Origin of the sequence: Gordoniibacillus kamchatkensis (genome assembly GCF_000829455.1) — a bacterium.
GTDB classification, from domain to species: Bacteria; Bacillota; Bacilli; order Paenibacillales; family NBRC-103111; genus Gordoniibacillus; species Gordoniibacillus kamchatkensis.
The window spans coordinates 40,300-63,468 of sequence record NZ_JXAK01000030.1 but is presented as its reverse complement, the minus strand read 5'-3'; the positions used below and the strand labels follow the sequence as shown (position 1 = coordinate 63,468).

The following is a 23,169-nucleotide window of genomic DNA, read 5'->3' as shown; positions in this document are numbered from 1 at the left end:
GCGTTTTCCTCCTTATTGTTCGGCGGCTGATTCAGTCAGCTTCGCACAAAGCACTTCCAGATTCGTTTTGAAGTCCGATGTAAAATACCAGCTTCGATAAGCTTCCGGCACCTGCACCGCGTCCGGGCTGCCTCCGCTTCGCACGAGGTGTTCGGCCAAAGCGAACATATCTTTCAAATAGGTCCGGGCCTTACCGATCGCGTCCGGCGAGCAAACGGGCCCGTGGCCGGGTACGATAATTTCCGCTTGCAGCGCTTCCACCTGATCCAGGATGTGCAGCCACTCTTGCGGGTTGCCGAATCTCAGGACGAGATGATGGCCGGAGAGCACCAGGTCCCCAGTTATGGCGATTTTGTCTTCCGACAAGTAGACAAAAGCGTCGCTTTGCGTATGTCCCCCGCCGTATGTGATCAGCTGCGCGCTCCGCCGGCTGCCATGCAGCGTAATCTGCTGCTCGAACGTGATCGCCGGCAGCGTATAGACGACATTAGGGAGCGCTCTCATATACTCGCGATCGCTTGCGACTTCCCATTCCATCTCCATCCGAAGCTTGGCATCGCTCACCTGCTTGCTTTGCTCTTCCCATTCGTCAATCGCTCTGTGAAGAGCTTCCGGCTCGGCCAATTGCTGGGGCAACCGTTCTTTCGCGAACGCGGCCATAATATCACGTGTCCGGGAAGTAGAGATGATCTGCGCCGCAGGCGCAAACACTTGATTGCCAAACGTATGGTCCGCGTGCCAATGCGTGTTGAACACGTAAGAAGCCGGCCGGCCGGTCAGACGCTCCGCAGCGTCCCGCAGCTGCTCGGCGGCTTGAATCGTCAGAAACGTATCCACGACAAGCGTCGCGTCGCCAAGATCGACGATAGCCGCATTGCCGAGCGAACCTGTCCCCGGCACCGATATGGCGGCGTATACTCCCTCCGCCGCTTGCTCAAGCCGAAAATGCTTGTATTCCGGCAAGTCTCCCACATTACATTTCGCCATTTCGGTCCCCCTGCTCAAAAGTATGGGCAACGCTCGCATTACGAAGGCTTGGTCTCCCGCTCGAGCCGCGACAAGATCGCTGCGGCCTCTTCATTCGAATGGCCGCACATTTCCTCCGCGGGCTTCAGGCTGGCGCACACGGCGGGACGCTCCGGCATGCCGAACAAACGGCACCGGTTATCGTCCGCCAGTTGTACGCACCGTACACCCGCCGGCTTTCCTTGCGGCATTCCGGGAATGGGCGATGAGATCGAGATTACGATACAGCAAGCCGCACAGCCCACTCTGCATTCCAACGGCAAGCCCTCCCTTTATATTCGCAGCCAGCTATCCAGCTCCTGCTGCAGTTTGCTGATCCCTTCGCGTCTTAAGCCGTACGCGACGGCCGAATCCCCGACGACATAAGAACGGATCAAACCGGCGGAGCGAAGTATGAGCATATGCTCGTATACCGTGCTTTTGGCCAAACCCATATGCTTCACCACATCGATATAGCTCTGGGGGCCGCCGCGCAGGAAACGGAGCATTTTCAGCCGGTTCACGTCGGACAGCCCCTTCGCCGCTTCCTTCAACAGCCGGGACGGCTCCTCTTCGTCGTACTTCGACGTATCGAAAGCGTAATGGCACAGGGTGACATGGTCGAACGTAAAAATCCAGTTGAGCGGAGCGGCGTGATATTGCGGCGTCAAAACGAGCTTCTGCAGCCGCTCTTGCTCTTGAAATACGAGGCCGTTCGTCACTTCCTCAACGAAAGCGTCCGCGTCGGCCATACGCTTCAGCTGCCGCATCCGGTCTGCGGCTTCTTGCTGCAGCAGATTCAGCGGCTCGCGGTCGATATGGGCAAAATACGCCTCGTACCACGCTTCGAGATAGGACGCGATTTTATCCCGCAAGCTGCCGAGCTCCTCGGGAAACTGCTTCATATACGGCGACAAATGCTCGTAAATGTCCCCTGCGCTTTGCTCGCGAAGCCACGACACGAATTGGCCCGCTTCCGCAAACGGGCACGCCTCCGCCAGAAGATGAATGAACCCCATTTTGCTGAATTTGCCGGCCTTCTCATCTTGGGCAAGCGCCGCCTGGACCGGTTCGGGCAGCTTTTTCCCGATGGCGGCTTCCCACTTCTTGTCCCGGTCGGAGCGGCGAAGAACGCTTTTGCATACGTACGTTAAAAAGCTTGTGACGAACTCGTGAGTGTCTTTATAGGTGAACTGCAGCTGCATGAAAAGCTCCTCCATCCGGCGGTATGACGGCAATTCCCGTCTGCTCTCATGCTCCTATGTTACTTAATGCGCAAAGCGCGGTCAACAAAAATAACGAAAGCGCATATATTTCGTTATTTAACGAACTACTTTACGTTTCTGAAATTATGTACTATAATCAGCGCTATCGCATCCATAACTTGCCTCGAAAGGAAGTACATACGATGAACAGCATTTGGCGCGAACGAACTTTTGTATCGTTTTTATGCGGCCAGACGTTGGCCCAATTCGGCGCTGCAATCGCCACCTTTGCGATCCCCTGGCTGCTGCTGCAAAAACCGGGTCCGCAGCCAGCACGGGGCTCGCTTTTGCTATCGGCTTCATCCCTTATTTGCTGCTTTCTTTGCCGGCGGGCGCGTGGGCAGACCGGCTGAGCCGAAGCAAAATGATGATATGGGCGGATATCGGACGCGTGGCGCTCATGTCGACCCTGCCAGTCGCCTTCTTTATAAGCGGGGAGACGCCCGTCCTGCTGCTGTTCGCGGTTCAGGCCGGTCTCAGTGCATTTGCTGCGCTGTTTGACGCAGCGTACGGCGCTTACTTGCCGCTGATCGTCGACAAAGACAAGCTGGGCAGCGCGAACAGCGCCATGCAAAGCGGCACGTCGCTGAGCCAGATTCTCGGTCCGGTGCTCGGCGGCGCTTTCGTCTCGTGGTTCGGCGGGAGCGAAGTGCTCATGTTAACGGCAGCCACCTACCTCATTTCCATCGTATCTATCATGAAAGTGCGCCGCAGCGAACGGCAGCAGACACGGACAGCGCAAAAACGCCGATTGCTCACAGAGATCGGCGAAGGCTTTGCGTATGTATGGAATCACAAGCTGATTCGAACGACGGGGATCTTCTCCATGCTGGCCAACCTCGTCATCCCGGCTACTTATGTAGCGCTCTTGTACAAGCTGCAGCGCGAGCTGCACGTGGCGTCGGACGTAACCGGATACGTTCTGGCGAGCTGGAGCGCCGGCATGGTGGCGGGCGGGCTCGTGTACGGGCGAATCAAGGCGCTGCTTTCGCTCAAGCAGCTGCTTGTCGCCGTACTCGTGCTCTGGATGATCCCGCCCGCCGTTCTTGCCGCAACATCGCATACAGGACTCATCGCGGCCGCTTACGGCTTGTCGGGGTTCGCCGTTTCGGTGTGGAACATCGCCTTGATCACGCTTCGCCAGACGTCCGTCGCTCCGGACATTATGGGCCGGGCGATGACGAGCATTCGGCTTGTGGCATGGTGCTCGCTGCCTGTCGGCAACATTGTCGGCGGCGCCGTCACGCAGGCGCAAGGCACGACAGCCGTGTTCGCCATCGACGTTGCTGTGCGGATTGCGATGCTGTTGTTAAGCGCGTTTATGTTTAAGCAGATGAATCAACCGGCCGCAAACGAAGATGAGCCGGCGCAGCCGCTGAAACCGGCGTCGTGAAGCACGGCTCCAAGCGTCCGGCTGCCGCGGGCGAACCCGCACGCGACTCGCGTTGCCGCAGGCATGCTCCGCCTAGCCGCTTCTGAGCGCAGCGGCTCGCGTTGCTGTCGGCATGCTCCGCTTAGCCGCTTCATAGTGCACCAGCTTGTTTTTATCGGCGGTAAACCGTGTTCCCGCTAACCATCGTCCACATGACCTCGAACCGGTCGTTCAAAAGCACCAGGTCCGCATCCGCCCCCGGGGCGATGCGGCCTTTTGCCGTCAAGCCCAGCAGGTCCGCCGGCGTTTGCGTCGCCATAGCGGCGGCGTCCCGCAAAGGGATGCCTGCGCGAACGGCTTTCGCCAGCGCCTCGTTCATCGTCACCGTACTCGAAGCGAGCGTGCCGTCCGCCAGCCTGGCCACCCCGTGCGACACCGTAACCTCATGCCCTCCGAACGAGTATGTGCCGTCGCCGAGCCCCATCGCTTGAAGCGCGTCCGTGATCAGCACCATGTTGTCCGGCCCCTTTTCCCGGTGCAGCAAGCGGACGATGGCCGGATGAAGATGGACGTCGTCGACGATCGCTTGCACGCTGACATCGCGTTCTTCAAGTGCGGCCACGATCAGCCCGGGATCGCGGTGATGAATCGGCCGCATGCCGTTGAAGCAATGAGTGACATGGCTCGCTCCCGTCCGGAACGCCATCTTCGCTTCCTCATACGTGGCATCCGAATGGGCGACAGCCGCGATAATGCCGCGCTCCTTCAAAAACGCGATCATGTCCAGCCCGCCCGGCAGCTCCGGCGCCAGCGTCACCATGCGGACGAGCGGTCCGGCTGCGCGTACAATCGCACTCATCTCCTCGAGGTCGGGATGGCGCAAAAACTGTTCGTTCTGCATCCCTTTCCGCTTCGCGTTCAAATACGGACCCTCGATATGGATGCCGGCGATGCGGGCACCCGGCTCTTTGCCGACTACCCGTGAAACGCTAGAAATCATCGCCATTAGGTCCTCAATCGACGAAGATACCGAGGTCGCCAGGAACGACGTGCAGCCGGTTCGCGCGCAGGCGGCGGATACCGCCTCCACGCTGCGGGTCGTGCCGTCCATCATGTCGTAGCCATCGGCGCCGTGAATATGTACGTCGATCATGCCCGGCAAGAGCATATGGCCGTTTCCGTCCATTTCCCGGTCAGCCGCATACTCGGCCGCATGATCGCCAGCCGCAACCGCTTCGATAGCCGTGCCGCGCACGAGTACGCATCCCGGCCGCGGATCGGGGCCGTCAATCAGGCGTACGTTTCGGATCAATGTTGCGGTCATAAGATCCCTCCTTGTCAGCGCTTCCTGGCAATAAGCGATTGAAAATGCGGCTTGCCCGCTTCCAAAGGAACGGCGTGAAAATCCTCGACGTCAAAATACTCCTTCACGGCAGCCTGGATCGCATCATCCGTATAGAAAGAAAACAGCCGCTTCGGCTCGCACCAATCGTCGTCCCAAATTTCTTCCGATTTGCGGCCTCCGTACACCCCCATATAAAAAATGCCGCCGCGTTTCAAAACTCTTCGGATTTCCAGCAGGACGCCCCCCAGCTCGTTCTTGGGCACGTGCAGCAAACAATTAAGGGCATAAACCGCTTCGAAGCTTTCGTCCGCGAACTCCAGGTTATAGAAGTCCATAACCATAGCGTTTAGCCCCTGCTCCCGGCAATAGCGCACCATCTCTTGAGACAAATCGGTGCTAGTTACCTCATAGCCGCAGTCCTTGAAAAAGCGGCTGTCCCTCCCCGTGCCTGCGCCTATTTCCAGCACTGCCGTTTTGCCCTCCTGCCGCAGCAACTCCGCAAAAGCGCCCCGCTCCCTCACTTTCCATTCGGCTGCAGTAGACTGCGACCTGCGATGCGCATCCTCATCGTACGCTTTAGCCAAATTGATCTTGGTTTCCGACAGCACAGCAACAACCTCCTTTGACGGCTTCTTTCCGCTCCATACGCCAAGTATAACACCCCGGGATCGCAAGATTAAACGGCTTGCGCCGTCCATTTGGTTACATGCCGCTTGACGCAATAGTAACCATTGGTTATTATATAACCATAGGTTATTAATAGTGATACAAAACGGCGGCAACTCGTCGCCGAAAGGAGAACACCGTCCATGCCACGCCTGCAGGAAAAACGCGCGGAAGAAACGAAGGCCGCCATTGTAGCGGCGGCGAAGCAGCTGTTCGGGGAAAAAGGCTACGAAGCGGTCACGATGCGGGAGATCGCCAAGGAAGCGGGCTGCTCCCATACGACCATCTACATTTACTTCAAAGACAAGGAGACGCTGCTGCATCATTTGTCCGTTCCGCCGCTTGAAGAGCTGCGCGGACGGATGGAGACAGCCGCAAGCGAGCCGGGCGCTTCCGCTGTGGAACGGATGCAGAAGCTGAGCCGGGTATTTATCGAATTCTGCCTCGGCAACCGCGGACTGTACGGAATCTTCTTCGGTGTGAACTCGGAACGGGTCGATACGGCTTCCCCGTCCTCCGAGATCAACCGGCTGCGGCTCGGCTTGTTTAACTTGCTGCGGCGGACGCTGGGGGAAGCGCTCGGCTTGCCCGACGGCGAGCGGCTGCTCGCTTGCAGCCGGATTTATTTTTACCAAATCCACGGCATTGCGGCCACCTACTCCCATTCGAAAGAGTCTGCGGACGCGCTGATGGAGCGCTTGACGCCAACCTTCGACGAAGCCGTCGCGGTGTTGATGCTCGGATTTAACGCATTGCAATCCAACAAGGAGGTTGGCAAACAATGAAAATCGAAGCCATTTCAAACCGGGTATGGAGCTTGAAAACCTGGATCATCATTCCTGTAACCGTATGGGCCGTTGCCGACGAGGATGGGCTCACGCTGATCGATGCCGGCATTCCGGCAATGGCGGGCGGCATTTTGCGGTTCGTGGAACAGTCCGGGCTCCAATTGCGGCGAGTCGTTTTGACTCACGGGCATTCCGATCACATTGGCGCCCTGAAGCGGGTGCTCGCCGTGCACCGGGTGCCGGTGTACGCTCATCCGGACGAGATTCCGTACATGGAAGGCCGTCTTCCTTATCCGCGCCGGCGCAAAGCGGTTCCCGTCATCGCGCCCGGAGACGTGCTTCCGCTCGAAAGCGAAGGAGACCGCCTGCTGCCGGTCGGCGGCCTCGTGCCGTACCACACCCCGGGCCATTCGCCGGGACACGTCGCCTATTACGAGCCGGAGGCCGGCGTTCTGCTCGCGGGCGACCTCTTTACCTCCAAGCGTGGCACAATCCGGCGTCCGATGGCGATGTTTACTGCGGACATGGCGGAAGCCGTGCGCAGCAGCGCCATTGTCGACCGGCTTCGCCCGGCCCGGCTTGAGGTGTGCCACGGCGGACCGGTGCTGCATCCGGCGGAGCAGATCGAGGCGTACCGGCAGCAAGCGTGGAAACGAATCGGAGCGAATGCGTGACCGTACGTGATGCCAAGCAGAAACAAATCATCCAAGGAGCGAAAATTGATGATTATTATCGAAAGCATCGTACTGGGTTTCTTTTTTCTGCTTGAACTTGCATCGCTGGCCGCTTTCGGCTATTGGGGCTTCCACGTGAATGCCGGGGTGGCGGCGAAAATCGCCATCGGCATCGGCGCCCCGCTCGTTGTCGCCATTGTCTGGGGGCTGTTCCTCGCTCCAAAGGCGTCATTTTCCATCGTCCCTATCCCTGCCCGCACTGCGCTCAAGCTCGTCGTATTTCTGCTGGCTTCCGCCGCTTTGTACGCAGCCGGGAGAAGCTCTCTCGCCATGGCCATGGCGGCTGCAGCGGTGGTGGAGACGGCTTTGGTGTATGTATTGAAGCTATGAACGTTGTTGCCGCATCCATGTGCGGCCGTTCATAGCTTCTTGGCGATCAGCCCTAATAAAAACACGAACAGTGCCGCCCCGGCAATGGCAGGAACGACGGGAAATCCGGCGATGACCGGCCCCCACGAGCCGAGCAGCAGCGTGCCGAGCCATGAACCGACGAAACCGGCGATCATCGCCCCGAGTATCCCGGCCGGCATGCTGAACTTCACGAGCGCCTCCCCGATGTATCCGATCACTATAGCGATAACGATGGAAATGATGACACTCAGCATCGCAAATTCACCTCTATCCTATCCCTATGAAGGCGAAGGACGAACGGTTCGGGCTTTCCGCCAACTATTGACAACCGCCGCGCAAAAGCGGTAGGCTAAATAAATCGAAGCAATCGGATAAAAGACCGGGACCCCTTCTCGTCAAGGAGTCCCGGTCTAACTCTTTATGTTCGACGACAAAGAAGAAGCGGATGTGACGCGCCATGCTGAAATCTGTTATTTTGACTTGCCTCGCCGCCTTGGCCGGCGTATTCGTTTTTACGCTCATTCATATGCCGATTCCGTGGCTGCTCGGGCCGATGATCGCTGTGCTGATCGGGAATAAATTGCTCAAGCTGCCGCTTGCCTGGCCCGGTTATATCCGGGACGTCGGCATTTTGCTCGTCGGCTACTCCATGGGGCTGTCGCTGACGAAGAGCGCGCTGGCGGAAGTCGTCCGCGAGCTTCCCTCCATGCTGCTTATGACGGTGCTGCTAATGACTCTTTGCACGGTCATCGCCATCGTGAGCTCCAAGCTGTCCGGCATCGATTTCCCGACGATGATGACGGCGAGCGTGCCCGGCGGACTGACGCAAATGATTACGCTCGCGGAAGAGTTTACGCATATCGACTTGACCGTCGTTACGTTTTTCCAGGTGATCCGGGTCATGATGATCGTCTTTTGCGTTCCGCTTCTGCTGTTCAGCCCGCTTCTCGGCGGGGAGCATGCGGCTGCCGCGGCGGCTCAGGCGGCGCATGCCCCGCAGCTGGCGTGGGGCGCGTTTTTGCTCAAGTTCGTCCTGTTTATGGCAATATGCGCTGCAAGCGCGTGGGCCGGCAAAAAAAATCAAGCTGCCGACCGCCTATATGCTCGGGCCGATGATCGCAACGGCTGTGGTTAATCTTTCCGGCTTTCACGGTCCCGCCCTCCCTACCCCGCTGCTTAACGCGTCGCAGTTCATGATCGGCAGCTATGTCGGGCTGCTGCTGCAGCCGGGGCAGCTGGAGCGCAAAGCCCGCACGATCACGCTGGCGTTCGGCGGCGGAGCCGTTCTTATCGCGGGCTCGCTATGGTTTAGCACCATCGTGAGCCGCATCCATTCCATTTCGCTGCCGACGAGCTTCCTGAGCCTGGCCCCCGGCGGCATGGATCAAATGGGTATTATGGCGCATGAGGTCGGGGGCTGACTTGTCCATCGTGTCGGGGATACCAGACTTTTCGGCTGCTGTTCATTTATTTCGTCGTCTCGGCGGCGCTGAAAGGGTTGTTCCGGTTTATGGCGCGGCGAAACATGCAGGCATGATCGGGCTTTGATTGGATCGCGGGCGTTGGTCGGGATTGGGACGGGGATTGGATCGAGGGCGTAGCCGGAGTCCGCACTTTGGGGTGAATCGCGGACGGGGATTGGATCTGGACAGAGATTGCATCTTGGGCGTGATTGAAGGCCGGATTGGATCGCGGGCTTGGTCGGGGTCAAAGTCGGGTTAGGGAACTATTGACTTGAGTATTATATTGTTGTCTAATTAGATATATATTAAATTAGAAGGTGACCTAATGCAGCTCGATAAAATCGTCGCATTCCACAAAGCGCTGTCCGATCCGATCCGGGTCAAAATGCTCGTGCTGCTCGCCCGCGGCGAGCTGAGCGGCCAGGAGCTTGCCGCCAGGCTCTACGTGGCGCCGCCGACGGTGACGCATCATGCCGCAAAGCTGCGGGAGGCAGCTTTGATTAAGGAGCGGCGCGAGCGGAATACGATTTATTTTGCGATTAACGAATATTTTATCCGGCAAAATTCGGCGGCTACGGTCAACTTGATTTTCGGCGCATGCCGGAGGAGGACGTTACGATGACAAGCGCGAACGAGCAGTTAAAGGAAGCGGTGCTCCGCAATTTTTTCACCAAGGATGGCAAGCTCAAACATCTTCCCGCACAGTACAAAAAGAAGCTGATCGTGCTCGAGCGGCTCGTATCCGGCCTTGAGCCGGGGAAGACGTATGCGGAAGCCGAGGTCAACGACTACATTCAGCGGTTTCATCCCGATTTTGCCACCATTCGCCGGGAGTTCATCATGCATCAGTACATGTTCCGCGAGCGGGAGCGGTACGAGGTCAATCCGCGCGAAATGTGGACCCGGTGGGAAGATGTCCGCTAGGGGGTTAGCGGAAATTTGTTCCGTTATCGTCCCATTTCCCCGGTATTTCCCAAAATTAGCGGAACGAGAGTACGTTATCTCCGTCTTTTACGCGAGAAGCACTCTTGTTCTGAACCGATAACGGAACACAGTTCCGTTAAGATTGATCCGGAGCCCCGCTTTCCGTGAATAGCGGAACTACGTTCCTTTATGGTGGCCAAGGAAAGTCGCGCGTGTGGACCACATGCTTTCCCACCTTCAACTAATCCGCCAGAACAAAAGAGGCCGCATCGCAGCCGAATAGCCGCGGTACAGCCTCTTTTTGATTCATCGCTTTATTTCTTCATACTTGTGTAAATATGAATGGCATCTCGCAGAAACGCTGCCGTTCCCGGCTGCTCCGCGTCATAGTGGGCCGTGAAGCGTTCGTCATCCACGTACATTTGGGCGAGACCCGCATGGCCTTCTTTGCTGTACTCGCTCCAGTAAAACATCAGCCACTGCTTATGCAATTCCGCCGCTTTCTGGGCCAGCTCGCCGGCAGGATCGCCGGTTTTGAACGCTTCGGCCAGCGTGCTCGTCATTTCCGCAACCAAACGCGCCGCTGCTTCATGCTGTTCCTGCGTCATGTTCATCAGTTTCTCGTTAGACTTGTCGACAACATCGTCGCCGTATTTCTCGCGGATTTCTTTCCCATACTTGTTCTCGTTGTCTTCCATCAGCTTCTGTTTGAAGCCTTCGAATTTTTCTTTATCGGTCATAGTGATTCTCCCTTCGTATAAGGCGATCGTTTTCTCCACGTTAGAGATCAGCAGATCCAACTGTTTTCGTTTGTCGAGAAGTTGCTCACGGTGTTCTTTCAGGGCGTCGGCTCCGTTGAAGGACGGGTCGGTGACGATTTGTTTGATCCGGTCCAGACTGACTCCCAGTTCCCGATAGAACAGGATTTGCTGCAGCCGGTCAACCTCTTTCTGACCATAGATCCGGTATCCGGACGAGTTGATTCTTGCCGGCTTAAGAATGCCAATCTCGTCATAGAACCGGAGCGTTCTGGTGCTGACTCCTGCGAGGCGGCCCAGCTTCTGCACCGTGTATTCCATGTTGCTCACCTCCCGACAACTTCATGCTACACCTTTACGTTACGTGAAGGTCAATCCTTATTTTCACGACATGAGCGTAAAATCGTTCGTTCGATTCGCGCCAAGCGCACAAAAGGCATGCCGCCGTATGGCTGCATGCCCCCATTCATTTAGCTCCGCCCGGCCTCAGCGGCTATCCCGTTACCCGGCTCACGATGTCCAGTACGCCCGTTCTCGTCAGCTTGCTGCCGCCGGACGCGATGACGCGAATCGTAGCGTGGGCTAGCGCCAGCGGGATGCTGCAAAACTCCAGTGCCGGCCCTTGCCCCAGCTCCGCGACATACGCATCGGCCAGCCGCAAATTTCGGTTCGTATATTCCAGCATCGCTTCCAGTCCCCATCCGTCGGGGAAGAAGTCGACGCCTCGTTCCAAATCCTCCGCTCTGTTGCGTATAATGTTGACCGCCTGCAGCCCTCTTCCAAAAGCGACCGCCTTGGCCATATCGGACTTCGTATCGTCGTGCCACAGCCACAGCTCGGACAGCATTTCGCCGACCATGCCGGCAACGCTGTACGTGTAGCGGTCCAAGTCGGCTTCCGTGCGGATGCTCCAGCCCGTCCCCACCCACTCTGCCATTTGCTCCGCCATCATCGCGATATAGCGGCGCACCGTCCCAGCGGCCGATTCCGGACACAGCAGCACCCACTCGTGGAGCCGCATCGTGACCGGAGGCAAGAGCGTCTCGTACGGAGACAGCACCTCCCGGATTTGCCGAATCGTATCCGAAGAACGGACCGCTTCCCCAAGCCGCTGCAGCAGCTCCGTTTTGGCTTCGTCCGCCAGCTCGGGATGATCCTCGATTTCGTCAATGGCCCGCATGCATAAATAGGCTGACGTCACCGCCTCCTTCAACCCGGATACCAAACGGCTGATCGGAATGTAAAACGTGCGGCTCGTCTGCTCCAACATCGTCATAGCTTCGTTCAGGATGGCGTCAGTAATGGGTAGTCCCTCCAGTAATTCGTGCTGCTTGCAGGCGCAGCATAGCTTCCCACCATCATACCATACGTTCGTTCGCGTTAGCCACTTTCCCGCACGTTCCCGCGGCCGGCCGCAAGCAAAAAAGCCCCGGTCCGCAAAGCAGACCGAGACCCCCTTACACCACCGCGCTAAGAACAAGAATAAAGATCAACCCCAGCACCGACAAAATCGTCTCCATCGCCGTCCACGATTTCAACGTCTGCGGCACGCTCATGTCGAAAAACTCCTTCACCATCCAGAACCCGGCATCGTTCACGTGCGACAGCACGAGCGATCCCGCTCCCGTCGCGAGCACGACAAGCTCGACGTTCGCCCCCGGATTTTGCGCCAAAATGGGGGCGACAATGCCCGCGGCCGTCGTCATGGCGACGGTGGCTGAACCTGTGGCGACGCGGATGAGCGCGGCGACAAACCAAGCGAACAAAATGATGTTCACATGAGCCTGGGTCGCAATCGCCGCAATCGCCCCGCCTACCCCGCTGTTAATGAGCACCTGCTTGAACGCCCCGCCGCCGCCGATGATCAAGATAATCGTAGCCGTCGGCGCCAAGCATTCGCTCGCAAAGCGCGATACCTCTTCCTTCGTAAACCCGCGCGCAAAGCCGAGCGTGAAAAAGGCAAAGACGACGGCAATCAGCAGCGCGATAACCTCGTTCCCGATAAACCCGGCGAACTGCGTAAAGCCGCTCTTCGCCTTCGGGTCAGCGATGCTCGCGATAGATCCGATCAGCATAAGCAGCACGGGCATCAAAATCGTCAGCAGCGTAATTCCGAAGCCGGGCAGATCGCGGCGCTCCTTCATCGTAAACTGCTCGGCGAGCTTCTCCGGCGGTTCGACCCGGATGCGTTTGCCGATATATTTGCCGAATAGCGGACCCGCCACGATGGCAGTCGGCAGTCCGACGATCAGGGAGTACAAAATCGTCGTGCCAAGGTCCGCCTTGTAGGCGTCGATGGCGATCATCGGTGCCGGATGGGGCGGGACGAGCCCGTGCACGGTAGACAGTCCGGCCAGGATCGGGATGCCGATTTGCAGCAGCGACATCTTCGTTTTCCGCGCGACGACGAACACGATCGGAATGAGCAGAATGACGCCGACCTCGAAGAACACGGGGATTCCCACGATGAAGCCGACGAGCATCATCGCCCAATGCACGCGCTTCTCCCCGAACCTGTCCACGAGCGTCGTCGCGATCCGCTCGGCACCGCCCGATTCCGCCATCATTTTGCCCAGCATGGTGCCAAGCCCGATGACGATCGCGATCGTTGCGAGCGTGCCGCCGAGGCCGCCGGTTACCGCTTTGATGATGTCCGCCGGCTTCATGCCTGCCAGAAAGCCGAGCAGCAGCGAGGACAAGAGCAGCGTTACGAACGGGTTCCATTTGAACCTGGCGATCAGAACGACAAGAAACACGATGGCGACGAGCGCCCAAACGATCAATGTTACATTGTGGCTGAGTCCGAACAAACTGCTCATAACAACCGCCTCCTGTAGCCGCAGCCAATATTCATCTGCGTTAGCTTTTCCATTATTCGGGAGCGTTATGAGCATTCAACTGAAGAAAAAGAATTCAATGCTGTTGTTTCGGCTTCGCATACAAATAGTCCAGCAACAGAACAGAAAAGTACATCCAGACAATCGTCACAGTCGAGAAAATCAAATACCACCATTCATCTTTAAACCAGAGCAAGTTCCATTTTTTATAGGCCAAATAATTAACGCCATGAAGAGCGATGATGACCGCAGCCTTCCAGCGCCACGTCAGTTTCAAAAAATAAATCAGCATCATGGGAATGGATACGGCGATAAAATACCAGGTTGAAATCAGAATCCGATAAATGACCGGATCGGGAAAAGCGGATGCGATGTAATTCTGATACCCTGACAGCGAAAATACCCATAGAATCGTAAGGACGAACATGGGAAACAAGCCGGTAAAGATGTTCAAATAATGCGCAAACGGCTTAGGACCTTTCAGCAGCGCTGCATAATAGGTTTTCGCGCCCCAGAAAAACGCAATCAGCGCTATCGGAGTCATCCAGGTCCGGTACCAGTTATGGCTATAAACGCCTAAAGCCAAAAACAGGTTTTCGATTAGTGCGTAAATGACGGACAACGTCAAAATCCAGAAAAATTTCAAACGGAATACGGCGACGAGAAGTGCGGTTGCCGAGACGGATAGTTGCGAAAAGACTTTTCCCAGCAGGTTATCGTCGAAAGGCTGGGTCTGAATGATTTTCGGCGCGTAGTCGTAGGCTCTCGTCAGCAAAAAGACGACGGTTTCAAAAAAAAGAACCTCCATTCCGCATAATGTCAAATAAAACGCAAAGGCAAATTTGCGTCTTTTGGTTCTGACAAGAATGAAGGTCATTTCGAGTATGGTTACAGCGTCCAGCACCAAATACCAAATCGTATTCGACCAAAAGTAATTCATATATGGATGCCCTCGCATCGTCCATACTCCATCGCTGCGCGGATACCAGCGTGCCGGAGGATTTTGGCAATGATTCTCAGCGATCATCTTCCATTATTTCCGGGCGGCAGTGCTTTATTCGAACGAAGTGCGAATCAGAGTGCGGCAGCTCCGATAATTCTGAATCGGTGTACAAAAAGACCGCCCCCGCAAAAAGCGAGAGGCGGTCTGCATTGTGCCAATTAATTTGTACTATCCCGCGACGGCGCGCACGCGTCGCCATCGCAAACACCTGCCGACGCAGAGCCGTCCGGCGCTTCGTTCAGCACGGTCAGCGGCTGCGACTCCTGCCACGCTTGCTGCAGGGCGTTCAGAAACATGTCGCTGGACTGAGCCCCGGAGACGGCGTACTTGCGGTTCAGCACGAAGAACGGCACGCCTCTGGCGCCAAGCCGGGCGGCCTCATCTTCGTCCGCGCGCACGGCGTCGGCATAATCGCCGCCGGCCAGCATGCGCGCCGTCTCGGCCCGGTCAAGGCCGGCTTCGGCAGCCAATTCGGCGAGCGTATCGCGATCGCCGATATGCACAGAATCGGTAAAGTAGGCTTGAAACAGCCGTTCGACAACAGGCTGCATCAAGCCGCGGCTCGCGGCAAAATGGGCCAGCCGGTGCGCATCGAACGTATTCGTCAAAATCGCCGTATCGAACCGGAACGTAAGGCCCGCCTCCTCCGCCTGAGCTGCCACATTGGCGTTCATGGCGATCGCCTGCTGGCGGCTCATGCCGTATTTCGCGGCCAGCATAGCGTGCACGTCATGGCCTACGTCGCGCGGCGAATTCGGGTCGAGCTCAAAGCTGCGGAACACGACCTCCACTTCGTCTTTATGGGCAAAACGCTGCAGCGCCGCCTCGAACCGGCGCTTGCCGATGTAGCAAAACGGGCACACAAAATCGGACCAAACTTCGACTCTCACTCGTCACACCTCCTTGGCGTTGAACTAGCAGTGTTAGGTTGCTTCAATTGCTCGACGCCATTCCTCCGGCTAAACGCCTTGGCGTTTAGCCGGCAAAGTTACGTTGCTTCAATTGCTCGACGCCGTTCCTCCTGCTAAACGCCTTGATCGCTCGGCTCATTGCGCAAGCTGGCCACGGGCGCCGCTCTGCTCGAGGCGCTTGGAATATGAGCCGTACGCTTTCCACACCTTGTAATTCAGCTTCCCGTAAAAGTCGACCAGCGTCGTCCAGTCGATGACAATACGGCGAATTCCGCGCTGCCGCAAAAAATGCACCCCCGCCTGCACGACGGCAAGTCCGTACCCGCGGCCCCGGAACGCGGCGTCGACGCCGAGCGGTCCGATGCCGCCAAGCTCTTCTTGAAACAAGGGAGCCCAGTATACGTTCTGTGCGATGAGCGGGGAACGGCTGTCGTTGATGCGGCAAAAGCCGACGATGCGGCCTTCCTGCTCCAGCACGACGAACTCCCGTCCGGTTCCGCCGCATTCGAAATAGCACAAGGCTTCGTATTCCCAGCGGCCTGGAAAGCAGCGGCGAAGAAACGCCAGCAGCTCGTCTTTCTCGTGCGCTTCGAGCATCCGCACCCGCGCCCCTCCTTCGAGCGCGGGGAGCTCTTCCGCAGCGCCGGTGCCGCCGTCATACACCGCCAGCAAGTCGTTTTCGACGCGCTGATCGTCCTGGTAGCCTTTGGCGCCGAACCAGCGGCGAGCCGCTTCGTCCTCCTGCGGGATCCCGGGGAAATAGTGCCACGGATCTTTGCCAAGCAGAATGGTTTCCGCACCGCATGCGGCGAGCGCCCGTTCCGCGCGGCTCAGCAGCTCGCTTCCGATGCCTCGGCCGCGATATTCGCGGGCGACGAGCAGCACTTGGATCCAGCCGGCTCCAGCCCTCAAGACGAACTCTCGCTGCTCTCGCCAAATTTTCGCGACGACGAAGCCGACGACCTGATCCGTCGCCTCGTCAACGGCCAGCCAAGATCCTTCCGGCAACACGTTCGCATCGCGAAAGCTGTTTTGCTTCAGCAGCTCCTCGCGCATCGGAAATCGTTCGCCCAGTTCCCGGTTCCAGAGCTCGCACATTTGCGGCAACCGGTCTTCCGTCAGCGGCACATAGTTCATTTGATCGCCCTCCCTCGTACTTTTTCAAGGATATCCGGCTTACGCCATCCATTTGGACATGCTCGTTTACCCCAGCGGTATCCGTTCAAGCATAGGCGCAGCTTATACTTGCTGGATGGAGCAAGCTAGAACATGGATCGGATCAAATTGTGCAGCCGTGGCCGCAGCCGCAAAATGTGGTCGGTCCGGCCGAAATGGACCCGGTTCGTCAGCAGAATGATTTGCAAATCAACCTCGGGATCGAGCCACAGGCTCGTTCCGGTGAATCCGGTATGCCCGAACGAACGGCTCGACAGCAGATCGCCGCCGGACGATATGTCGGCCGGATTTTTCAATAACCAGCCAAGGCCGCGATATTCGCGGTCGTAAGGCGTAAAATTTCGGGTGGACAGCGCCACGGTCGCCTCGGAGAACAGTTTTCTGCCCCGGTATACGCCACCCTGCCGGAACACGGAGACAAAGTTCGCCAAATCGGCAGCCGTGGAAAAAAGTCCGGCATGCCCGCTCACGCCGCCGAGCCGCTCGGCCTTCTCGTCGTGCACGATGCCGAGCTTGTAGCCGCCCAGTTCCTCGCTATATTCGGTTGCCGCATAGCGTTCCGGTTCGAACGACGGGCAAAATCCGGTATCGTTCATATCCAGCGGCTCAAATATTTCGCGCTTCACAAAGGCGTCGAACGGTTCCCCGGTCACTGTCTCGATAATGCAGTACAGCAAAATCATGCCGAGGTCGCTGTAGACGACCTTCTCCCCCGGCGGACGAAGCGGCTGACTGCCGATCACGCGCGCCAGCAGCTCTTCGCGGGAGAGCTTCAGCACCGCCTTTTTGTCGGTCAAGTCCGCCGCCAGCCCGGACGTATGCGTCAGGAGATGGAGGATGCGGATCGGTTCCCCTTGACCTTGGCGGAAATCGGGCAGGAAAGCGTCGACCGTATCCGATAAAGCGATTTTGCCCTGCTCCAGAAGCTTCAGCGCTGCCGGCAGCGCGGCTACTACTTTCGTTAATGAAGCGAGATCGAAGACAGTGTCCACGTTCATCGGCGAAACTTGCGGATGCACCGTGCGGTTCCCGTAAGCCTTGTGCAGCAGCACGCCGCCCTTATGCGCAATATGCAGCACGGCGCCGGGGATGTGGCCCGCGGCAATTTCACGTTCCAGAAACAAATCGACGGCGCGGAAATCGGCTGCGAACGTCATGGATACATACCCCCTCGGGTTCGGCTCCTCGTAATCGTTGTACGGTTCGATTATACGTTTCGCCAAAGGAGGGAGCAAATGATTTTTGCGATGGTTCCGCCCTAGACAACGTTCATGGAGATCATTTGCTCATCGAGCCGTTTGTGCCGCTCCATCGCTTTTGCGTATATAGCGTGGGCTTCGGCGTCAGGATTGACGACCGCGGTAATCGGGCTTTCCAGAGCGCCGATTGAAGCGATGCAGCCAAGCTCCTCCAGCGCAAGGATGGCTGCGCCGCGCAGCGAACCTTCGCTTACGCCGGAAAGCATAATTTCCTCCCCGAGACAATCGGCGACAATTTGCGGCCAGGCCGACGACTGCAGGAAAGCCGCTCCGGTCGCCACGACGCGGCGCTGCCCCGGTCTTGCCGCATCGAGGCGGCGCTTCAACAGGGCGAAACGGATGGCGACGCTTTCGAGCACGGCCCGGTACATGTCGAGCGGCGAAGTCGCTGCCGTAATGCCGGCGAACACCGCTGTACGGCCGTCAATCCAGTCCGGACTGCGCGCCCCGAGAAAGAACGGAAGCACGGTCAAGCCGTGCCCGTCCGGCGGCATGGCGACTACGTTCGCTTCGATCTCGGCCGGGGCGCCGAGCAGCAGCGACTTCCTGGCCCATGCGACCGCGTTCCCCCCTTCCGACAGCGCCATTCCGCCGGCGAACCGCCGCCGGTCGACACGGTAGCACCACTGCCCGGGATCGGCGATCGCGGCTTTCCCGGCTTCCCACACGATGCGCATCGAGCCGCTGGTGCCGAGCATGAAGGCCATTCGGCCGTCGTCCGCACAGCCTGCGCCGATGTTCGAGCATGCGCCGTCGCCTTTGGCGGGAAACCACGGCACGTCCCGCAACTGCGGCCATCTCTCTGCATACTCGGCTCGTAACCCATGACACGGAGCGTCGGAAACGTCCGGAAGAGCGGCCGGATCGAGCTTCGCCGCACGAATCGCCCGCTCGCTCCAGATCAGCCGGCCGATGTCGAACAGGCCGGTCCCCGATGCCATCGACGTCGAAGCGGTTACCGTTCCGAACAGCCGGAAATACATATAATCTGCGGCCGAGAGCCAGAAGCGGGTCGCTGCGTAAGCCGCCGGTTCGGCCTCGGCGAGCCAGAGCAGTCGCGCCGGCCAGAAGCTCGAATGAACCGGACACCCGGTTTCGCGATGCAGCTGCCCGGCATCCGGTGCGCTCCGCAACCGCGCCGCATGTGTGGCCGAGCGGCGATCGGCCCAAGTGAAGATCGGCGTTGTCGGCCGCATGTTTTGATCGACGCCGAGCATGCTATGCCAAACATACTGAGCGCCACTCCGGCTATAGCGCTATCGTCCGGCAAAGCTCGGACCGTCTCGTCGATCACTTCGGCGACATGGTCGATTAAAGCGTAAGGATCGACCGCAGCTTTGCCGCTCGAGTCGACGTCAAGCTTATAGGTTCGCTGCGCAAGAGGCCCGAGCTGGTTGGCGCGCGTGTCAAACAGCGCTGCGCGCACCGACGAAGAGCCAACGTCTATCGCTAGAACGAGCGAAGGCTGTTTCATGCTGCAGCCTCCTTCATTGCAAGTTGGCGTGACGCTCGTCAAGCTCCCGGTCTTCGACGCGCAAGCTCCGCTGGACTTGCCATGCAATCGCATCGCCTATGAGCAGCAAAGATTGCTCGAACAGGGAGCCGGCATGCTGTAAAGTAGCTACAGCCGTACGCGCGGGAATAGTCACGAGAATGTCGCTAAGCCCTGGATTAACAGCGACGGCCGAGACGAGAGCAACTTTCGCGCCCGTACGCCGCGCGACGTCCATATGGGTCAATGTAGCCTGGGTTTTCGCCGACGCCGATACGGCGACAAGCAGATCGCCTTGCCCGATCGAAGGCGCACTGGTCTCACCGGCCACGTACACCGTCAGTCCGATATGCATAAGCCGAATCGCTATGGCCCGGACCATCAAACCGGAACGGCCTTGGCCGCTGAAAAATACCCGCTTGGCGGCGATGAGCGCCTCGGTCAAAGCCTGAAGCTCAGCCGGGTCGACGGCATCGGCAATGTCCCGGAGCTCGCTGAGAATGACGGACAGACGTTCCTGACTCGGAGTGCGATCGTAGGTGCTCATTTGCTCCCGCCTTCCGACTTCAGCACGGCGTGGCCGCCGATCACTCCCCGGAGCGCGGCGATGCTCTTCATCGTCGGGGAATCGTCCTGCTGCGATCTGAACCGCGCTTGCAGCGCTGCGGAAATCGTCGGAGTCGGGACGCGCAGGCGGATCGCCTCCTCGACGGTCCAGCGTCCCATACCCGAATCAGCGGCATAACCTCGGATGCTCTCCAAGGCCGGATCCGGCCGGAGGGCCTCGATCAGCTTTTCGAGCAGATGCGAGCGAATGGAACAGCCGGCCTGCCACGCTTCGAGCGTAGCGAGAACATCGACGTCGATATCCGAAGCCGCCAAAAGCTCATAGCCTTCGCCATAAGCTTGCATGATGGCGTATTCCACGCCGTTGTGAACGGCCTTGGCAAAATGTCCGGCGCCGCTGCGGCCCACATGCGCGCAACCGCCCTTCGCCGCCAGCGCATCGAAAATCGGCTTCAGCCGTTCGAAATCGGACGGATCGGAGCCGACCAGCAGCCCGCATCCGTTTTGGGCTCCTTGTACCCCGCCGCTGACCCCGACATCGACTAAAGTGATGCCCTGCTCGCGCAGCTCGGCGGCCCGGCGCAAAGTGTCGCGAAAATCCGAATTTCCGCCGTCGATGACCAAATCGCCAGCGCCTAGCGCCGCCTTCAACTCAGTGACGGCGGCTTCCGTCGGTGCGCCGGGAGGCGTCATTATCCAAACAACGCGGGGGGCTTCAAGCGCTTCCGCCAGCTCCGTGATGGATCCGGCCACCTCAAGTCCACGTTCTCCCGCGGCCGTTAACGCAGCCTGATTCGCGTCGAAACCGACGACCCGGTGTCCGGCGGCATGTAGCCGGCCTGCCATCGCGCCGCCCATCTTCCCTAGTCCGATAAATCCGATGTTCATGCTCCCGCTCCTCGCTTATCTGAATATCAGAACCTTTCATTCTCAGCTTACTTGAATGGGAGCTTTTGTATATAACGCAGGTTTAGCTTTTATAACAGCGCGTAAAGGGATTTAATACAGGAGCAGCAAAATAACGAGAAGGATGAGGAACGCCGACATCAAGGCGAGCCCCGCGGCGGCAAACCAGATGATCGCGGACGGCGATTCGAACGACTCTTCGTTGATTCGCTTTTGTTTGGTTTTGTACCCGGCCGCCGCCATCGCGATGACGACGCCCCCGACGAGCACGGCCCCGATGCCGACAATTGCGGCCAGCGTATGGCCGATATGTTCGTACGTCGTCGTGCGAAACACGACCCCCGCCGCCAAAAACCCGAGCCCGATAATCGTGATGGCCGTTCGTACCCACGCCAGAAAAGTCCGCTCGTTGGCAAGGTGCTGCTGCACGTATTTAAAATCCGTCCGTTTTCGTTCCATCCCAAACAACCTTTCTTGCGTTAAACTCATTGCTATCTTTGCCCTGCTGCCGCGGCGTCATCCCGCGCTGCTTACTTATGAAAACTTCTATCGAAGTATTTTCGGATAAAACTCGCATCGTAAGCCGGGAAGTTTTCATGATGTAAGCAATGCATTTCGGGGCTTCTTTGCTTTAAAGAACTCAAACATTCCTTATGACGCTGTTTAAAAACATCGCTGCTTAGCGGGAACGTTCCGAACTTCGCATCTTTATCTTTTTAGCAGCGTAGATTCATGGTTCACCGATCGTGCTGCTCTAGTCGCCCGACTTTCTGCTGCTACAGGAAATCCTCCCTTTAATATGGCCAGAATCTCCAATGAAGGCGTAGTTAGCGGGAAAACCTCCAGTAAAATCGGCTGTATGTCCTTGCTTTGGGGGAATTCGTCGGAATTAGCGGCGGGTTTTCCCTGTAGTTGGATAAAATCGCTTCAATCAGCATCACTAACAGGAGGGATTCCAGTTAAGCCTCGATCATGTGTTTCATGTTATAGCTAGCGCGATGGCGGCGGCCGGGATGGTCGTCGGGAAACACTCCTATCGGAGGTTCTTCGATGATGAGCGGCCTCCGAGTTTCTTTCTTCCGATGAGGGCCAAGAGCCTGGCAAGACGCAAACGGAGCAATAGCGACCGTGATTCTTAAATTGAAGAATATGAAGGCGCAAACGAAGCAACAGCGACCAGATTCTCTAATCAAAGAATCTGGAGACGCTGTTAGGGGGCGTTTTAAAGAAACCAGGCCAATAAAGACCTCAGAGTCGCTGATACCGTCGTTTGGTCTTACTGCAGAGCACAGTCGTTCGCTATTTGCCGCTTTTTCTTTTTTGGGCGTTAATAGCGTATGAGGATGCGCAATTTAACGAATTTGTTCCCTACAGAGCCAGCGAATGTCATTCGACCACCGTGCTACGAGCTAGTGGGCGCCGTCCAATATTCTTGCTGCGAGCCGGCGTGTATCGTTCAAATCACCGTGCTACGAGCCAACAGGTACCCTTCAAAATCCTTGCTCCGAGCCAGCGGGTACCTTCCAACATCCTTGCTGCGAGCGAACAGGCACCGTCCAACATCCTTGCTCCGAGCCAACGGGCGCCATCCAATATTCTTGTAGCGAGCCGGCGTGTATCGTTCAATCACTCGGCTGCGGCCAACAGGTACCCTTCAACATCCTTGCTCCGAGCCAGCTGATACCCTTCACCCCCTTGCTGCGAGCCAACGGTTTCGATCAGTCACCCTCCTCGCCGCAAAGCAACGCCGCCCCGCCCCTCTCTCCCGCAATGCTCAATACCGGGAGCAGAAACTGTGATAAACCAGGGTTACCGCGCAAGCGGCCATCCATGCTGCAAAATGACCCGGCAGCTCTGACATGCGGAGCTGCCGGGTCATTTTGTCATACCGGTATTCAAGCACGACATCAACGTCATAATGCGGTTCCACGATCACGCAACTTTTCAGTTACTTATAGTTGACAAGCAACCCCAGAGTTGCTTATACTCGATATATGAATTGGGATAAAGACGCTATATTCAAAGCACTCGGCGACTCGACTCGGCGGCTTATATTAGACGAACTATCCGAACGCAGCGAGATGACATTGTATGAACTTACGGTACGTCTCATTATGAAGCACGACCTTACCATTTCTCGACAGGCGATAGCTAAACATCTTTCTGCATTGGAAGATGCAGGGCTAGTAAAATCAGAAAAAAAGGGAAAATATCGAGTGCTTATTTTCAACAACGAACCGCTTAAAAATTTGCTGAAAGGATGGATAGAGTAATTTTAATGAAAACCTTCTGACGAATGTATGGGTTTTTCTGATTAGAGCCAGATTGTTAGCAGAACACCAACGCC

Annotated in this window: 25 protein-coding genes and 2 pseudogenes; 9 read left to right on the top strand and 18 right to left on the bottom strand. The window is 57.5% G+C overall.

Annotated elements, in window-relative coordinates:
• Positions 1-12: 12 nt before the first annotated feature.
• The 3 genes from SD70_RS17480 to SD70_RS17470 are packed head-to-tail and all read right to left on the bottom strand — an operon-like array spanning position 13 to position 2,210.
• Positions 13-987 (bottom strand): MBL fold metallo-hydrolase, encoded by a 975-nt coding sequence (locus SD70_RS17480; RefSeq protein ID WP_052487569.1) that lies wholly within the window; start codon positions 985-987, stop codon positions 13-15.
• 38 nt (positions 988-1,025) lie between these two features.
• On the bottom strand, positions 1,026-1,283 hold the full coding sequence (locus tag SD70_RS17475) for a YkgJ family cysteine cluster protein (protein ID WP_041048819.1): 258 nt from the start codon (positions 1,281-1,283) through the stop codon (positions 1,026-1,028).
• 15 nt (positions 1,284-1,298) lie between these two features.
• Entirely contained in the window at positions 1,299-2,210 is a 912-nt protein-coding gene (locus SD70_RS17470) for an ArsR/SmtB family transcription factor (RefSeq protein WP_041048818.1), read from the bottom strand.
• Between the two features lie 23 nt (positions 2,211-2,233).
• On the opposite strand from SD70_RS17470, the gene SD70_RS38220 reads away from it, so the two are divergent.
• Together SD70_RS38220 and SD70_RS17465 are read left to right on the top strand one after the other, a co-directional pair.
• On the top strand, positions 2,234-2,623 hold the full coding sequence (locus SD70_RS38220; protein ID WP_231571278.1) for a hypothetical protein: 390 nt from the start codon (positions 2,234-2,236) through the stop codon (positions 2,621-2,623).
• Positions 2,509-3,663 carry an MFS transporter gene (locus SD70_RS17465; RefSeq protein ID WP_331436804.1) on the top strand — a complete coding sequence of 385 codons (1,155 nt, stop codon included), beginning with the start codon at positions 2,509-2,511 and terminating at the stop codon, positions 3,661-3,663. Before SD70_RS38220 ends, SD70_RS17465 begins: the two co-directional genes overlap by 115 nt.
• A 151-nt stretch (positions 3,664-3,814) precedes the next feature.
• Here SD70_RS17465 and nagA read toward each other — a convergent pair whose 3' ends face one another.
• Positions 3,815-4,966 (bottom strand): N-acetylglucosamine-6-phosphate deacetylase, encoded by a 1,152-nt coding sequence (nagA, locus tag SD70_RS17460; protein ID WP_041048816.1) that lies wholly within the window; start codon positions 4,964-4,966, stop codon positions 3,815-3,817.
• A 14-nt stretch (positions 4,967-4,980) separates the two neighbouring features.
• Positions 4,981-5,595, bottom strand: a complete 615-nt coding sequence (locus tag SD70_RS17455) for a class I SAM-dependent methyltransferase (RefSeq protein WP_231571270.1) — start codon at positions 5,593-5,595, stop codon at positions 4,981-4,983.
• 201 nt (positions 5,596-5,796) lie between these two features.
• Between SD70_RS17455 and SD70_RS17450 the strand changes: the two genes are divergently transcribed.
• From SD70_RS17450 to SD70_RS17440, 3 genes are read left to right on the top strand one after another with little or no spacing between them, the layout of a single operon-like run.
• Positions 5,797-6,438, top strand: coding sequence for a TetR/AcrR family transcriptional regulator (locus SD70_RS17450; RefSeq protein WP_041048815.1), 642 nt, complete (start codon positions 5,797-5,799; stop codon positions 6,436-6,438).
• Entirely contained in the window at positions 6,435-7,115 is a 681-nt protein-coding gene (locus SD70_RS17445) for an MBL fold metallo-hydrolase (RefSeq protein ID WP_041048814.1), read from the top strand. Before SD70_RS17450 ends, SD70_RS17445 begins: the two co-directional genes overlap by 4 nt.
• 48 nt (positions 7,116-7,163) lie before the next feature.
• A complete protein-coding gene (locus SD70_RS17440) occupies positions 7,164-7,505 on the top strand; it encodes a YrdB family protein (RefSeq protein WP_041048813.1) in 342 nt (113 codons plus the stop codon).
• A 29-nt stretch (positions 7,506-7,534) separates the two neighbouring features.
• Here the strand turns inward: SD70_RS17440 and SD70_RS17435 are convergent, their stop codons facing one another.
• Positions 7,535-7,780 (bottom strand): GlsB/YeaQ/YmgE family stress response membrane protein, encoded by a 246-nt coding sequence (locus SD70_RS17435; protein WP_041048812.1) that lies wholly within the window; start codon positions 7,778-7,780, stop codon positions 7,535-7,537.
• A gap of 203 nt (positions 7,781-7,983) precedes the next feature.
• Between SD70_RS17435 and SD70_RS38215 the strand changes: the two genes are divergently transcribed.
• From SD70_RS38215 to SD70_RS34960, 3 genes and pseudogenes are all read left to right on the top strand, one after another.
• Positions 7,984-8,661, top strand: coding sequence for an AbrB family transcriptional regulator (locus SD70_RS38215; protein ID WP_231571269.1), 678 nt, complete (start codon positions 7,984-7,986; stop codon positions 8,659-8,661).
• Positions 8,654-8,947 carry an AbrB family transcriptional regulator gene (locus SD70_RS38210; RefSeq protein WP_231571268.1) on the top strand — a complete coding sequence of 98 codons (294 nt, stop codon included), beginning with the start codon at positions 8,654-8,656 and terminating at the stop codon, positions 8,945-8,947. Before SD70_RS38215 ends, SD70_RS38210 begins: the two co-directional genes overlap by 8 nt.
• A 367-nt stretch (positions 8,948-9,314) precedes the next feature.
• Positions 9,315-9,913, top strand: a pseudogene (locus tag SD70_RS34960) (DUF2087 domain-containing protein).
• Positions 9,914-10,227: 314 nt separating this feature from the next.
• Here the strand turns inward: SD70_RS34960 and SD70_RS17415 are convergent.
• From SD70_RS17415 to SD70_RS17365, 12 genes and pseudogenes are all read right to left on the bottom strand, one after another.
• Complete coding sequence (locus tag SD70_RS17415) at positions 10,228-10,992, bottom strand: MerR family transcriptional regulator (protein WP_041048809.1); 765 nt, start codon at positions 10,990-10,992, stop codon at positions 10,228-10,230.
• A 172-nt stretch (positions 10,993-11,164) separates the two neighbouring features.
• Complete coding sequence (locus tag SD70_RS17410; protein WP_041048808.1) at positions 11,165-11,947, bottom strand: squalene/phytoene synthase family protein; 783 nt, start codon at positions 11,945-11,947, stop codon at positions 11,165-11,167.
• A 181-nt stretch (positions 11,948-12,128) separates the two neighbouring features.
• Positions 12,129-13,490 carry a GntP family permease gene (locus SD70_RS17405; protein WP_041048807.1) on the bottom strand — a complete coding sequence of 454 codons (1,362 nt, stop codon included), beginning with the start codon at positions 13,488-13,490 and terminating at the stop codon, positions 12,129-12,131.
• 94 nt (positions 13,491-13,584) lie between these two features.
• The gene (locus tag SD70_RS17400; protein ID WP_041048806.1) at positions 13,585-14,448 is read right to left on the bottom strand and encodes a hypothetical protein; all 864 of its coding nucleotides are present in this window, start codon (positions 14,446-14,448) and stop codon (positions 13,585-13,587) included.
• A gap of 221 nt (positions 14,449-14,669) precedes the next feature.
• Positions 14,670-15,401 (bottom strand): DsbA family oxidoreductase, encoded by a 732-nt coding sequence (locus SD70_RS17395; protein ID WP_041048805.1) that lies wholly within the window; start codon positions 15,399-15,401, stop codon positions 14,670-14,672.
• A gap of 156 nt (positions 15,402-15,557) precedes the next feature.
• Entirely contained in the window at positions 15,558-16,559 is a 1,002-nt protein-coding gene (locus SD70_RS17390) for a GNAT family N-acetyltransferase (RefSeq protein ID WP_041048804.1), read from the bottom strand.
• A 125-nt stretch (positions 16,560-16,684) separates the two neighbouring features.
• Positions 16,685-17,755, bottom strand: coding sequence for a serine hydrolase domain-containing protein (locus tag SD70_RS17385; RefSeq protein WP_052487568.1), 1,071 nt, complete (start codon positions 17,753-17,755; stop codon positions 16,685-16,687).
• A gap of 101 nt (positions 17,756-17,856) precedes the next feature.
• On the bottom strand, positions 17,857-18,534 hold the full coding sequence (locus SD70_RS38205; RefSeq protein WP_231571275.1) for an FGGY-family carbohydrate kinase: 678 nt from the start codon (positions 18,532-18,534) through the stop codon (positions 17,857-17,859).
• A 114-nt stretch (positions 18,535-18,648) separates the two neighbouring features.
• Positions 18,649-19,331: pseudogene (locus SD70_RS38200) on the bottom strand (FGGY family carbohydrate kinase); the annotation flags it as partial.
• 13 nt (positions 19,332-19,344) lie between these two features.
• Positions 19,345-19,896 carry a 6-phospho-3-hexuloisomerase gene (gene hxlB / locus SD70_RS17375; protein ID WP_052487567.1) on the bottom strand — a complete coding sequence of 184 codons (552 nt, stop codon included), beginning with the start codon at positions 19,894-19,896 and terminating at the stop codon, positions 19,345-19,347.
• A complete protein-coding gene (gene gnd, locus SD70_RS17370; RefSeq protein ID WP_041048802.1) occupies positions 19,893-20,804 on the bottom strand; it encodes a phosphogluconate dehydrogenase (NAD(+)-dependent, decarboxylating) in 912 nt (303 codons plus the stop codon). The genes hxlB and gnd overlap by 4 nt, the downstream gene beginning before the upstream one ends.
• 111 nt (positions 20,805-20,915) lie before the next feature.
• Positions 20,916-21,281, bottom strand: coding sequence for a YidH family protein (locus SD70_RS17365; RefSeq protein WP_041048801.1), 366 nt, complete (start codon positions 21,279-21,281; stop codon positions 20,916-20,918).
• A 1,535-nt stretch (positions 21,282-22,816) separates the two neighbouring features.
• Here SD70_RS17365 and SD70_RS17360 point away from each other — a divergent pair.
• Positions 22,817-23,095, top strand: a complete 279-nt coding sequence (locus SD70_RS17360; protein WP_041048800.1) for an ArsR/SmtB family transcription factor — start codon at positions 22,817-22,819, stop codon at positions 23,093-23,095.
• Positions 23,096-23,169 lie beyond the last annotated feature (74 nt).

Coding starts and splice junctions, on each gene's coding strand:
- SD70_RS17480 (WP_052487569.1), bottom strand. CDS start 987: ATGGCGAAATGTAATGTGGGAGACTTGCCGGAATACAAGCATTTTCGG.
- SD70_RS17470 (WP_041048818.1), bottom strand. CDS start 2,210: ATGCAGCTGCAGTTCACCTATAAAGACACTCACGAGTTCGTCACAAGC.
- SD70_RS38220 (WP_231571278.1), top strand. CDS start 2,234: ATGACGGCAATTCCCGTCTGCTCTCATGCTCCTATGTTACTTAATGCG.
- nagA (WP_041048816.1), bottom strand. CDS start 4,966: ATGACCGCAACATTGATCCGAAACGTACGCCTGATTGACGGCCCCGAT.
- SD70_RS17450 (WP_041048815.1), top strand. CDS start 5,797: ATGCCACGCCTGCAGGAAAAACGCGCGGAAGAAACGAAGGCCGCCATT.
- SD70_RS17445 (WP_041048814.1), top strand. CDS start 6,435: ATGAAAATCGAAGCCATTTCAAACCGGGTATGGAGCTTGAAAACCTGG.
- SD70_RS17440 (WP_041048813.1), top strand. CDS start 7,164: ATGATTATTATCGAAAGCATCGTACTGGGTTTCTTTTTTCTGCTTGAA.
- SD70_RS17435 (WP_041048812.1), bottom strand. CDS start 7,780: ATGCTGAGTGTCATCATTTCCATCGTTATCGCTATAGTGATCGGATAC.
- SD70_RS38215 (WP_231571269.1), top strand. CDS start 7,984: ATGCTGAAATCTGTTATTTTGACTTGCCTCGCCGCCTTGGCCGGCGTA.
- SD70_RS17415 (WP_041048809.1), bottom strand. CDS start 10,992: ATGGAATACACGGTGCAGAAGCTGGGCCGCCTCGCAGGAGTCAGCACC.
- SD70_RS17410 (WP_041048808.1), bottom strand. CDS start 11,947: ATGACGATGTTGGAGCAGACGAGCCGCACGTTTTACATTCCGATCAGC.
- SD70_RS17405 (WP_041048807.1), bottom strand. CDS start 13,490: ATGAGCAGTTTGTTCGGACTCAGCCACAATGTAACATTGATCGTTTGG.
- SD70_RS17400 (WP_041048806.1), bottom strand. CDS start 14,448: ATGAATTACTTTTGGTCGAATACGATTTGGTATTTGGTGCTGGACGCT.
- SD70_RS17390 (WP_041048804.1), bottom strand. CDS start 16,559: ATGAACTATGTGCCGCTGACGGAAGACCGGTTGCCGCAAATGTGCGAG.
- SD70_RS17385 (WP_052487568.1), bottom strand. CDS start 17,755: ATGACGTTCGCAGCCGATTTCCGCGCCGTCGATTTGTTTCTGGAACGT.
- SD70_RS38205 (WP_231571275.1), bottom strand. CDS start 18,534: ATGCGCATCGTGTGGGAAGCCGGGAAAGCCGCGATCGCCGATCCCGGG.
- hxlB (WP_052487567.1), bottom strand. CDS start 19,896: ATGAGCACCTACGATCGCACTCCGAGTCAGGAACGTCTGTCCGTCATT.
- gnd (WP_041048802.1), bottom strand. CDS start 20,804: ATGAACATCGGATTTATCGGACTAGGGAAGATGGGCGGCGCGATGGCA.
- SD70_RS17365 (WP_041048801.1), bottom strand. CDS start 21,281: ATGGAACGAAAACGGACGGATTTTAAATACGTGCAGCAGCACCTTGCC.
- SD70_RS17360 (WP_041048800.1), top strand. CDS start 22,817: ATGAATTGGGATAAAGACGCTATATTCAAAGCACTCGGCGACTCGACT.